Origin of the sequence: Shewanella putrefaciens, assembly GCF_016406325.1 — a bacterium.
GTDB lineage: Bacteria > Pseudomonadota > Gammaproteobacteria > Enterobacterales > Shewanellaceae > Shewanella > Shewanella putrefaciens.
On record NZ_CP066370.1, the window covers coordinates 3337660 to 3350993 of the forward strand.

Below are 13334 nucleotides of genomic sequence, written 5' to 3' on the forward strand. Positions count from 1 at the left end.
TATTGATCATTCTTCATTGGTTCAGAAATTGTGTTCCGTTAGCGGGCGTTAAATACTTAGCCCAGTCGCCTGAGCGGTAATATTAAGCAAATAGGCAAGTCGTGGATGACGCGTAGATAGAAGAGTGCAACTCATTCACTAAGTGCACTCATCTGAGTTAACCACCTAGATATTTCGAGAAGAAATCTAAACTGCGTGACCAAGCAAATTCGGCGGTCGTTTTATCATACCTTGCGGTGGAATCATTATGAAAACCGTGGTTCACCTTGGGGTAAAGGTAAGCAACATAATCGGCTTTATTGGCTTTTAGCTGCGCTTCATATTCTGCCCAAGTGTCATTAATCCGCTGATCAAGCTCAGCAAACTGCAGCATTAACGGCCCTTTTACACGGCTACGCAGTTCGGGTGCGGCGGGCGTACCGTAGAAAGAAACACCAGCATTAAGATCATCTGGAATGGTGGCGGCTAACATATTGACGATATAGCCACCAAAACAAAAACCCACAGCGCCGAGTTTGCCACTACTTTGGGGGTGGGACTTTAAAAAGAGTGCAGCGGCAATAAAATCTTGCTCCATTTTGGCGCGATCCAAATTGCTTTGCATCGCACGGCCCGTATCGTCATTGCCCGGGTAACCACCGAGGGAGTAGAGCGCATCGGGAGCGAAAGCAATATAGCCTTGCGCCGCTAAACGGCGGGCAACATCTTCAATATAAGGATTAAGACCACGATTTTCATGCACCACAAGTACCACAGGGGCTTTTTTATCGGTGTCGTAAATCAATGTTTCAGCAGGTTTACCATCCACTTCAATCTTAAGCAGGCTGCTAGGTACCACCAAATAACCGCGCCCCTCACCATAGCCATTTGGAGAAGGAAATTTTACATAGCTGGCTTTAATACTGGGATCATTAAAGGAAACTTGTTCGGCTAAGGCATAGTTAGGCAGCAATGCGCTGGTAAGGCTTGTCAGGGTAAAACCGAGCGCCACCAGCCCAGCAAGACGAGCCATAAACTCACGACGATCGATAATACCGTGGGCATATTCGTCATACCAATCGAAGGCTTCTTGTGGAATAGGTTGTTGTGGATTAGTTGTAATCGCACTAGATTGGCTAGCGGTGGGGTGAGGCTGCGTTGGTCGCTGTGTCATAGATAAAACTCCATTAAACAAGCTAACCGCAGGTATTGATCTTACCTAGCTTGTGGTTCTTAGTGTTAATAAAGAGTAAAGGATTAAACACAACGAAGGCAAGCGTATCGAGATAAGGGCTGTTAGCCAGTAAGCACCATAAACTGCTATCGCAAAATTTATGGGATGAGGAGGTTTAGCTCTCGAGTATTTCAAAACACTGCCTAAGCAGCATAAAAGGCAAGACAATAGCGTTAAACCTCACGGTAAAGCTTAACGAGATAATAAATATCAATTAAAACAATAAAAAAGTTAACTAGAGCAACGGGGTAGGCATCAATTGCCACCCCATAAGCGACAAATAATGCCGCGCCAATAAGATTCCACCAGCGCAGCTTTTTGATATTCGACATCATCAATGAGATAGCAACCACAACCGATGCTAGATAACCTACCCATTCCCAAATTGTGGCGCTCTCCATAGAAACTCCTAATCTCGCTGCAGTTATATCCTTGAATAAGTGTCCTTACATCATAGCTTGCTCGCAAGAATTAGGCATATAAACACACGTGTTTAACAGGATTAAAGAAGCACTCTTAGCGTTTTACCACCGCCGCCGTCATACGAGAGATACAAGTTAACTCACCTGCACTGTTGTGAATTAAAATTTCCCAGACAGAGCTACGTTTTCCTAAATGAATTGGCTTAGCGGTAGCGGTTAACAATCCATTACGAGAAGCCCTAAGATGGTTAGCGTTAATCTCTTGCCCCACACAATAATATTGCTCAAAATCCACTGCAAAATTAGCCGCATAGCTGGCAACCGTTTCAGCAAGTGCCACATTTGCGCCACCGTGCACTATCCCTAATGGATTATGGACTGCGGGTGTTGCAGGCATCGTTGCCTTTAAGTAGTCATCACCGATTTCACTTATCTCAATCTCTAGGGTTTGCATCAAGGTGCCTTTCCCCCCCATGCCAGCATCTAAACGAGTGCAATCTTCTAAGGTGATAGGTCTAAACCAAATACTCATTTCAACATCCTAGTGAAAAAAACCAGTAGCTAGTTTACTGTGAAGTGAATGAAGTTCAACTGATTAACAAATACCACATACGCAAAAAAACGTAAGGAAAAAACCTTGAGTGAACCTTGCAGTTATAACCCTCCAACACGAAAGCATTCAGAAGCACATAAAAAAGGGATGGTTATCCATCCCTTTGTTTGAGTTTAACTCACTGATTATACTTGCTCATTATCGCCTAAACTGAACGGCGACGGCGTTGTAATCCGAATAACGATACTAAAGCCAAAGCTAAGTAACCTAGCGCGCCACCATCATGCTTAGGCTGAGGCGCGGGTTCTGGTTCCGGCGTTGGAGGCACAACTGGCGCTGGATAGCTTAAGGCGATAATCACAGGATCATGATCCGATGCTGAAAAGGCATTTTCAGATTTAGCTAAATTACCTGAATATTTCTTACCGTATTCAAACAGGTTAGATTCAACTGAGTTAATATGCCAATCTTCAATATCCACTAAGCGTTTAGCGAGGCTTGTATTGGCTAAGGCGTGGTCTAAATTACCTAATTCACCATTGTAACTATAAGAGTAAGTCGCCACGCCGTGGGCTTGGGTATTTAAGTTGATAAGACCATAGCCCTTATCAATCTTACTCCCTTGACGCTCATACACCTTACCACCCAGAGTGGTCCATGAAGCTGTGACTATGTCACGCTCTGATTTACTGGCATCAAAATCGGTCAGCACACGGATAGGATCTTCCATACCGTAAGCATTCATATCGCCGATAACCAGTAAATCGCCTTTCACATCTTTTAACGCTTCACCTAATACTTTGGCCGCAGAAACACGGAAAGCGTTACATTTCCCCTGTTGATCGGCAGGATCGACAGATTCTTCAAAATTAACCCAATCTTCTAAACAGCCCGAACCTTTTGATTTTAGATGATTCACCACCACAGTTAATGGTTCATTATGGATCTTAAAGGTTTGCGCTAAGCTGTGGCGTTGATAAGCATCGTTACCTGGGTTTGTCTCAGTCTTATCCGCTTTAGTGCGAGTCACGCTACCAGCCGTTGCATGTTGCTCTGGTGTCTCGATAACGCGAGCAGCCCCTTCTAGAGTGACTTTACCCGCACGATAAAGCATACCCACAGTAATGGCATCGCTACCAAAATACTTACCATCGTACTTATCAGCATCAGCCAATTCGATAAAACTATAAGCATTATCCGCTGTTTGCTTCTCGTTCAGTGCGTCGACTAAGTTTTTAAGTGCGCTCTTCTCACCAAAACCGTTATTAGCAATTTCCATTAACCCGACGATATCGGCATTCATGGCAGTAATTGCACTCACGATTTTTGTACGTTGTAACAGCATTTCTTCTTCAGTTAGCGCGCCACGGTTACTGCCTGAAGGATTTGTATCACCACCCACAACATCATTAAAGAAGTTTAAGACGTTGAAACTGGCTACGCGGATATCCCCTTTTGTTGCCACACTTGGTGCGTCAGTTCTATCGTCACCACGGATAAAATCACCTGCGGTAATGGTGTTAGTGGCAACTAATCGATAAGCCCCATAGCTATAGCCAATGACACCTTGCAAATTAGTCAGTTGATCGCCTACACGGATATAACCTGTTTCCACGTTAAAATCAGGGAAATATGGGATCACGCCATTAGCGGGTTTATAATCCGACTCGATAAAAAGCTGATTGTCGAGGTTTGATTTCGCCAGTGCTATTGCTTCAGGGGAAAGTGCTGGATATAGCTGTGTTGGTTTCATTAAAGGTGCTTTATATGAAACTAACATATTGTTACGGCTACTCGCATAGTCAAAGCTGAAGGTACGGCTGATCTTAAGATCGCTACCCGCATCTAAAACCACATTCATGCCTTCGTAACGCTCTAAGGCTTGAGCCAGTGTTTCACCATCGGCAACATAGAAAGGTGCCGCAGCAGGGATACCGACCTTAGCACCAACCTCAAATTTTTTATCCGCTTTGATATCGATTTGGGTTAAGCCAAAATACTCTTTAACCTTACCTTGCACACAGACTTCAACCCCTGGTTGGATTGCTTCTGGTGCCGCTTCGCCGAGGAAGACAAATACACCATCAGAGGTATAGGGTGAGTTATCGCCTTTAATTTCTTGAAGATAGAAACCTTTAAATAAACTTTCACCACGGGCAGTAACAACACCACGTACTGTCACTTCAGTTTCAGATTCAAATGCCCCAGCAGGTACAAGTGGACTCGACTCACCCGCGCCTTGTACTTGATAAATAGGCACAATTTTAGCGCCACTGCAGCTAAACATCGGAGCTTCAGGTTCTGCGGGTTTTTCTAAGGATCCTAAACCGGTAAAAGTATCTTTGGGTAAGAGTTCCCATTGCGCGGCATTAAATACGGTATTGGCAACGAGGGCATCGAGTTTACGTTGTAGTGTAACATCAAGCCCCCACCCCGTTGGCGTTGGCACATCGCCAATAATATCGACAACGGCGCCATCTTTCATTAAAGCAACCGCATCACCACCATTAAAGCTTAAACTACCAGAGAAGCTATCAACGCCTTGAGCAACAGTAATAGTACCGCTAGTATTTAAAATAACTTTTGTCGATTTTGCCGCAATGGTTTGACCATCTAAGGCCACCATATCGGTTGCATCAGTTGCACCATCTTTATAACGAACCAGTTTATAACCTGCCAAATCAATCGCAGTATCACCGCTGTTATAAATTTCAATCGCCTTATTATTAGAGCTACCTTCTACATACTCTGTAATCATCACTTCAGCACTTGCCATCATAGGCAAAGCGGCTGCAACAGCTAAAGAAATAGCCGTTAATTTATTAACATTATCCATATTATCAACCCCATTATTATAATATTGCCGCTAACTTCTATTAACGTGCTGGCGGATTATTTCAGAGTTGACGGCGTAAAAAAAGGGGGCGAGATCGCACATTGCCAATGTAACATATTGATGAATATGCAATTATACACATGACATTGTTCATTAGATGGAACAAGCTAATAAATCAAAAGTATTAGCCAAATAAAAACAATCAGTAAGAGCAATACATATAGACTCAATTTAGATTGTTAAATGACTAAATTATCACCAACAGGTAAATATTATATTTCAATGAAAACTTCCAGAACGCCATACTCAATAAAATATAAAGAACGTATCTCCTTAAAATACGAATACTTTAATTAAAGCTAAAAAAGCTGATGACTTTATTAAAGTCAATAGGATAAAAAAATACCGCTCAGTGAGGAGCGGCATTCTTCATGTGCACAATAAGAGCACTTATTAAAACACTAAGAGATGTAATCTATTACTTCTTAGCGGGCTCAGCAGCAGGTGCTGCTTGCGCTTTCTCAATTGATTTCAGTTCAACTTCAAAAATGAGCGTTGAATTGGGTGGAATAGTGCCATTATCACGCTCACCGTAAGCTAACTCAGCAGGGATAACAAACTTATACTTAGCACCAACAGGCATTAATTGAAGCCCTTCAGTCCAACCGGGAATAACGCGATCCAGTGGGAACTTAATCGTTTGGCCACGCTTGTATGAGCTATCAAACTCTTTACCGTCGAGCAGTGTACCTACATAGTCCACTTCAACGGTATCTTCAGCAGCCGGTTTTTCACCTGAACCCGGCGTCAAGACTTCGTATTGTAAGCCTGATTCAGTGGTAACAACTCCGGGCTTAGCCTTGTTTTCTTCAAGGTACTTTTTACCCTCTTCGATATTTTTCGCAGAAATCGCTATCGCTTGTTCCTGACGTTTATCATTCAACTTTTTATCCAAACCTTGCAGAAGGGTTTGCATCTCTTCTTCTGTTAGCTTGAGTTGGTCGTTCAAACCATTCGTAAAACCAGTGACGATCAGAGAGCGATCAACGGGTAGGCCTAATTCTTCTTGCTCTTTAATATGGCCTGACATGTAACGACCGATGGAAGCGCCTACACTGTAAGCTTCTTTTTGAGCTTCTGTCGTTAATTCAACATTTGTGCCTACGTCTGTTGCTTTTTCTTCTTTATTACAAGCAGATAGGCCAATCACAGCCAATGCAACTAACGATAATTTATAAATCGATTTCATTAAAGCTTCCTCAGCATCCTCAAGCGGTTACAATAACCTAAGCGCGATAACTTTATACTAGTTATCTTGGTTATACCAACTAGATTCTTTATGGGTTAATAGTGATTAATCTCACTTTCTCGAGACTAGAGACACCGACTTTAGGAGCAAGTTCATGAAGAAAATTCTACTGCTGGTTCTTTGCACAACTTTTCTGACTGCTTGTCAGCCTAAAGCTGAAGATATTCAAGTGCTCACTACTGATTCAAGTTATAGCGCCAGTCTGTCAAACAATGGCAAATTTGCCCTAGTCGCCACCCAAAATAATGGTGTGCAATGCTGGGATCTCACCAGCCACACCTTAAGGTATCAGTGGATACATGGTGATATTAATACAGGGGTAACAAGTACGGCGATATCACCTAATGGACTTTATGGGGCATCATTAAGCCGAGATTCAGTTGCATTATGGACAATAGCCGACGGAAAATCATTCGGTTGGTGGTCATTACCCTCATCGGGAGAAAGTGTCGCTGTCGCAGATAATGGCGCCCTACTGATAGGATTAAACGATGGCAGTGTTATGTCGCTTAATGCTAACAAAACTGCACTGATTAAATTTCTTGGGCATACCGAAAGGGTCAACAGTGTTGCACTCTCTGCCGATGGTCGTATAGCCTTGACGGGGTCAAATGATATGCAGGCCATACTATGGCAGGCACAAACCGGACAACCTATCCACACTTGGGATCTTGGCAGTCGAGTGACTAAGGTGGCACTGAACGACAGTGGCAGCTTAAGCTTTACCAATGGCAGTACTAATGAAGCAAAAATATGGGACAATGCAAGCGGTAAGCTTTTAAATCAATTAAAGATTAACCGTCGACAAATGACCTTTTCAGCGGTACGTTTTACTCAGCAAGACAGCCAGTTGTTAACGGGAACTCCCGCCCGTGAAGTCATACTCTGGCAACGAGATACAGGCAAGCAAATTGGTAAATGGCAAGTTGCGCTCACTAAAAACAGCCAAACACGTGGAGCCGTTGTATACTCTGTGGCAATTCGAGATACCAATAAAGTCGTTAGTATCAGTAGCCAAGGCTTAGTCGAGACTTGGCAACAATAGAGGTTAGTCATGCAAGGCGTACAAGAACAGATTGAAGAGCTACAAACTAAATTGGCTTTTCAGGAACTCACCGTCGAAGAATTAAACCAAGAAGTGATAAAACTCAATAGACTGGTGGCCTATCAACAGCATCAAATTCAACTGTTGGTGGGTAAATTACAAGCAATGGAACCGAGTAATATTGCAACGCAAGCAGAAGAAACGCCACCACCACACTATTAATGTTCACCCAATTTGTTCACCCTAAATAGCAAACGAATATCCAGGGATATGCGATGTTTAGAGATGAGAAGTTAAAAGAGATGTCTGCCCCGCTCCCAATAGCGCAGTATGGCGAAGCCATATTAAGGCAGACCGCCATCGAAGTCCGTCAATTCGACGCCAAACTGACTCACTTAGCCGAACAAATGTCAGCCAGTATGATGGCCGCTAAAGGTGTGGGTATCGCCGCGCCTCAGGTGCATAGTCCGCTGGCGATGTTTATTATGGCTTCTCGTCCCAATGCTCGTTATCCAGACGCCCCTCATATGGCGCCTGTCGTCGTTGTTAATCCACAAATCCTAAACGTATCGGATGAACTCAACGCAGGGGAAGAAGGCTGTTTATCGGTTCCAGAACAACGATTTATCATACCAAGATATGACAGAATTGAAGTACGCTATCAAAATTTACAGGGTGAATGGCAACAGGCGGTACTTTCGGGATTTATTGCGCGGATTTTTCAGCACGAATTTGACCATTTGCAGGGAATAACCTTGCTTGAGCGCTCACATATACCCATAGACTCAAAATACACAGTAACGGAAGGTAATGCTCAATAATGAAACCCACCTTCAGCACATCTTTCATTAAGCCTGTCATCACATCCATATTTGCAATCAGTTTTGCGCTGGGTGTAAGTGGCTGCGCCTACAACAGTATTTTTATTAACTATCCATCGCAAATCGCGCCGATAAAACAAGAACTCAATAGCGCAACACCGATGGCGGACATCAATAAACTCGCGAGTAATATTCAAGGTAACGACGGCTTACTCTACGCCCAAGAAGCAGGCCGAGTCGCACAAGTTGCAGGAGATTTTGCCAATAGTAAAAAATATTATCAGCAAGCCATCAGTGCCTATACCGCCTTCGATGATAAAGCCAAAATTAGTGCTAGTGACTTAGGTGCAACAGCCAGTAGCTTAGTCTTAAACGACAATGCCATCCCCTACCGAGGACCGGGTTATGAGCGCATTATGCTTCATCAATATCAAGCACTTAACTATTTGTTCAGTGGTGATTTTCAAGGTGCGTTAGTCGAAGTTCGTCGCAGTAATGAGCTACAAGGCTCTGAACAAGAACGCTATGAAAAATCACAAAAATCGGTACAGGCTATGGCTAATGGTACTGTGGATGCCGAGGTCAATCGCCTTGGGCAAGCAGCAGGCACTGTCACAAGCTCCTTCTTAAACGCCTACAGTTATTACACTACAGGTGTGCTTCACGAAGTCTTAGGTGAACCCAACGATGCCTTTATTGATTACCGAAAAGCGGCGCAAATTACCCCTGATAATACCTATTTACAACAGGATTTAGTTCGCCTCGCCAAACAACTTGGTATGCCACAATACGATGAATTTAAACGACGTTGGGGTGAAGCAACTTTACCCAAGCCGAATGAAGGGCAAGTGATCCTTATGGTTGAGCGCGGTTTTGCCCCCGAAAAGCAAGCGCTTACTGTGCCATTTACCATACATGGCAACTGGCAAACCGTATCACTTGCAACCTATGGCCCAAACAATACTTTTGTACCAGAGACGCAAATTCAGGGTTTGGGTACAGTGCTAAAAACGGAACCCATTGCCAATATTGATGCCTTAGCCATCACGGCATTGAAAGAAGATTTACCTGCAACACTTGTGCGTCAAGTCGCCCGTGTCTATGCAAAATCAGAAATGGCCTATCAGATAGAAAAAAGTGGTCGACCAGGGAATAATGCCGCCGATATTGGCAGCATAGCGATGCAAATCTTTAACGTAGTAACGGAACAAGCGGACCGTCGCAGTTGGTTGACGCTCCCTAAACAAGCACAAATCGGCAGGCGTTATCTCAATGCAGGGGAATACACTTTGCAATTAGATAAGGCGCCACCAGCTAAAATTGACATTGCAGCAGGCAAAACCACCTTAGTCTGGGCAATTGATACTGGTAATTACACTCGAATTTATTCAATAATCATTTAACCTAGCGGTGAAGACTTTTGGATAAAACGAGTGTCATTAAGTTTATACAATCACAAAATGGAACTGACTATGAAACAATTTAAACTGATTTTTGTGCTGGCTGCCGTAATGGGCCTGGCTGCATGTCAATCTAAAGTCGAATATGGCGATGCGACTGAAGTTGAAACCGTCAACGCAAACTTTGGCTCAACCGATCTTCAGGCTATTGCAGCTAAAATGGTCGATAGTATGATGACTTTCCCTCCTATCGTGGCAATTACGGCTAATAACCGCCCGATTTTATTTGTTGATAGCATCAAAAACAAAACGTCTGAACATATTGATACTGAGTCAGTTACAGACTCTATCAGCAACAAATTATTGCGTTCTGGCAAGTTCCGCTTTATCGATATGACTAAAGTTGACTCCGTTCGCAAACAGTTGGACTACCAAAACAATACTGGCATGGTTGATCCATCTACAGCTATTAAATTCGGTCGCCAAATTGGTGCTCAATACATGCTGTACGGCAATTTATCTAGCATAGTGAAGCAAGATGGCAGCACCAAAGATGTTTACTATAAAATGACCATGCGTTTAATGGATTTAGAAACAGGGCTGATTGAATGGTCTGACGAAAAAGAAATCCGTAAAACGAAATCTAAGTCTTTCTTAGGTATGTAATTATCACGCTGAATACCTAGCAGTAATTAACATTCATACAAAAGCCAGCATCATTGCTGGCTTTTTTTACATTTTTAACATTGGTTATCCAAGGTAAATAAGGTAGTGTACTCGGCCAAAATACACTGCGATGACTGCGCCCCAGCCCCGCTATAGCGTGAACTATTATTAACCGCTAAAGTAACTGGCGCGATTAAAAATGCGTCGCACATCTCAAACGTAAACAAGAAAAACAAATCGTTGAAGGATTTATGTTGTGAATTTGTTTAAAACTAGCCTAATTGCCTTAACCTGTGGCGCATTAATGTCATGTGCCACCCAAAGCACGCTTAATACAGGCCCTAGAGATGCCAGCCCGTATATCAGCCAGTATCAGGCAAGCCTGCGATCGCAGGTAATTTCAGATGTCCGCTATGAACTGGATTTTCAACTGACAGGTGAAACAGAATTCTCTGCCAGCACTAAGGTCACTTTTCGTTTAAGTGAAGTACCAAAACAGCTGAGTTTAGATTTAAGCAAAGCCCAAATAAAACGCTTTACTATCAACGGCACTGCCGTTTACCCCAACTACAATGGTGCCTATATCAGCCTAAATCCACGTTTACTCACCTCTGGCGAGAACACGGTGGAAGTACAATTTACCCGCGCACACAGCACCAATGGCGAAGGCTTACATCGTTTCCAAGATCCTGTCGATGGAAAGGTCTATCTTTATTCCCATTTTGAACCCGCTGCCGCCCAGCAAATGTTTGCCGTATTTGACCAGCCCGATCTCAAAGCCAATTATCAAATTACCGTTACGGCCCCCAAAGATTGGCAAGTGATAAGCACGATGCGTGAAACGAGCGTCACCCCAGCAGGCGCCTTTAATCGCTGGGAGTTTCCACAAACCCCCAAATTAAGCCCGTATAATTTTTCGATGCATGCCGGACCTTATCATATGTGGCAAGATAACTCTGGCCGCTATCCGATGCGATTATTTGCAAGGGAATCAGTGGCAAAACAAGTTACGCCAGAAGATTGGTTCACCTATACCAAACAAGGGTTAACCTTCTTCGATAACTACTTTGGTATCCCTTATCCCTTTAAAAAGTATGATCAACTTCTCGTGCCTGATTTTCTCTATGGCGCAATGGAAAATGCAGGCGCAGTCACCTTTGCAGAAGATCATTTTCTTTACAAAGCTGCGATGACAGCGGATCAAAAGCAGAGTTTGGCAAGTGTTATCATGCACGAAATGGCACACCAATGGTTTGGCGATCTTGTCACCATGAAATGGTGGAATGGCCTGTGGTTAAACGAAAGTTTTGCCTCTTTTATGGGGATGCTAGCGACCCAAGAAGCAACCGAATTTACCAATACTTGGCGTAGTTTTTATGCCCAAGGTAAACAAAAAGCCTATGAACAAGACAGCTTAGTGACGACACATCCCATTGAAGTGCCTGTGGCTACCACCCAAAATGCCTTCGATAATATTGATGCCATCACCTACCAAAAGGGGGCATCGACCCTAAAGCAATTACAACACTTATTAGGTGATATGGTATTTAGGCGTGGTGTAAGCAACTACCTAAAAGAGTACAGCTATAAAAATGCGGAACTTGACGACTTTATCAATAGCCTAGCCAAAGCTGCTGGCCGTGATTTAAAGGGATGGACGCAGGAATGGCTCTATAGTGCTGGAGTCAATACCATCAAAGCCGACTATCGCTGCGAAGGTAATCGTATTACTGAATTTAATCTATTACAGTTCCCCGCCAGTACCGACCTTCCCACATTGCGTGAACAAAAGGTTCAAGTCGCTTTATTTACTCAAGGGCGATATGACCTCAGAAATGAGATTACCGTCCCCGTCACTTATAAAGGGGCTCGTACCGAAGTCAAACAACTGGTCGGCGAACGCTGCCCCGATTTAGTGTATCCAAACTTTGATGATTGGGGCTTTGTTAAAGTAGCACTCGATGACAAATCCTTTACTACGGCAAAACAACAACTGAGTAATGTGTCAGATCCCCTGCTACGCTCCATGCTCTGGCAGAGTCTCTGGGACAGTGTGCGTGAAGGCAATTTAAGTTTAGAGCAATACCTCAGCACAGTATTTGTAAATGCACCAGCAGAGGCAGATTACACCGTTGTCGGTCAAATTATTTCGAGTCTATTGAGCTCAAAAGAATACCTCGCGCAAATCGCCCCCATTCAACAAAATTATGCCGAAAATGCAGTGAAAGGCTTAACTCAAATGAGCCTTAGAAAAACCATGGAAAGCAGGGGCGATAATGATTTCCAGCGCCGTTGGTTTAATGCCTATATAAAACTGGCAAGCGATCGCGATTCACTGCGCCATCTCGCACAACTGTTAGATGGGACTTCGAAAATTAAAGGTTTAACCCTAGATCAAGATTTACGCTGGGCAATTATTACTCAGCTGAATCGCTATGACTTCCCTAATGCCTTGCAACGCTTGACTCAAGAAGCGGCAAAGGATAACTCAGACTCAGGCCAGAAAGCCGCCCTCGCAGCAGAGGTTATCCGTCCAGAAGCAACAGCCAAACGCCGCTGGTTAAGTAAAGTCCACTTAGATGCATTGCCTTTCGCTAAACAGCGTATCGTGATGGAAAACTTGTACCCTGCGGAGCAAAAACTGCTCAGTGCTGCCACAGCAGAAGAACGCTTGGCAAACCTTATCGATATGGATAAAAAGGGGCCGGTCTTTATGCGTAGCTATAGCCATAATTTGATCCCAACCGACTGCAATTACACAAGTATTGCCGCATTGGATAAAGTGCTGGATAGCCAGACAGGTTTAACCAATCTCACCCGCCGCGCCTTGCTCGAAAAGCGCCAAAGAGAACAGCAATGTGTACAAATAAAAAATAAAATGACCCATTAAGTTTGATTAAAGAACCATACCATTAAGAGGCTCCTAGGAGCCTCTTTTTATATTTGGAGATAAAGCTACATTAAAATGAGTGTCTTATTCTTAGGCTCAATCACGATCACATATCCTTTAAATATTTCGTTACCTATTAAGGCGTTGACATTTTCAGCCGCTATACTCAATAGACGTTA

General features: G+C 43.5%; 11 protein-coding genes. 6 read left to right on the plus strand and 5 right to left on the minus strand.

What is annotated here, in order from left to right:
- Positions 1-157: 157 nt before the first annotated feature.
- From JEZ96_RS14975 to fkpA, 5 genes are all read right to left on the minus strand, one after another.
- Positions 158-1153, minus strand: coding sequence for a dienelactone hydrolase family protein (locus JEZ96_RS14975; protein ID WP_011788319.1), 996 nt, complete (start codon positions 1151-1153; stop codon positions 158-160).
- 233 nt (positions 1154-1386) lie between these two features.
- A complete protein-coding gene (locus JEZ96_RS14980; protein ID WP_011788318.1) occupies positions 1387-1614 on the minus strand; it encodes a YgjV family protein in 228 nt (75 codons plus the stop codon).
- A 115-nt stretch (positions 1615-1729) separates the two neighbouring features.
- Complete coding sequence (locus tag JEZ96_RS14985) at positions 1730-2167, minus strand: PaaI family thioesterase (protein WP_011788317.1); 438 nt, start codon at positions 2165-2167, stop codon at positions 1730-1732.
- 226 nt (positions 2168-2393) lie between these two features.
- Positions 2394-5024, minus strand: a complete 2631-nt coding sequence (gene exeM, locus JEZ96_RS14990; RefSeq protein ID WP_025007613.1) for an extracellular exonuclease ExeM — start codon at positions 5022-5024, stop codon at positions 2394-2396.
- 478 nt (positions 5025-5502) lie between these two features.
- On the minus strand, positions 5503-6273 hold the full coding sequence (gene fkpA / locus JEZ96_RS14995; protein ID WP_011788315.1) for an FKBP-type peptidyl-prolyl cis-trans isomerase: 771 nt from the start codon (positions 6271-6273) through the stop codon (positions 5503-5505).
- Between the two features lie 154 nt (positions 6274-6427).
- Between fkpA and JEZ96_RS15000 the strand changes: the two genes are divergently transcribed.
- The 6 genes from JEZ96_RS15000 (at position 6428) to pepN (ending at position 13155) form a co-directional block, all read left to right on the plus strand.
- Positions 6428-7378: a WD40 repeat domain-containing protein gene (locus JEZ96_RS15000; RefSeq protein ID WP_025007612.1), complete on the plus strand. Its 951-nt coding sequence runs from the start codon at positions 6428-6430 to the stop codon at positions 7376-7378.
- Positions 7379-7387: 9 nt separating this feature from the next.
- On the plus strand, positions 7388-7600 hold the full coding sequence (locus JEZ96_RS15005; protein ID WP_011788313.1) for a SlyX family protein: 213 nt from the start codon (positions 7388-7390) through the stop codon (positions 7598-7600).
- 53 nt (positions 7601-7653) lie between these two features.
- Positions 7654-8199, plus strand: coding sequence for a peptide deformylase (gene def / locus JEZ96_RS15010; protein WP_061783114.1), 546 nt, complete (start codon positions 7654-7656; stop codon positions 8197-8199).
- Positions 8199-9602 (plus strand): COG3014 family protein, encoded by a 1404-nt coding sequence (locus tag JEZ96_RS15015; protein ID WP_128090260.1) that lies wholly within the window; start codon positions 8199-8201, stop codon positions 9600-9602. The genes def and JEZ96_RS15015 overlap by 1 nt, the downstream gene beginning before the upstream one ends.
- Positions 9603-9671: 69 nt before the next feature.
- Positions 9672-10265, plus strand: a complete 594-nt coding sequence (lpoB, locus tag JEZ96_RS15020) for a penicillin-binding protein activator LpoB (protein ID WP_014611191.1) — start codon at positions 9672-9674, stop codon at positions 10263-10265.
- 256 nt (positions 10266-10521) lie between these two features.
- A complete protein-coding gene (pepN, locus tag JEZ96_RS15025) occupies positions 10522-13155 on the plus strand; it encodes an aminopeptidase N (RefSeq protein ID WP_061783116.1) in 2634 nt (877 codons plus the stop codon).
- Positions 13156-13334 lie beyond the last annotated feature (179 nt).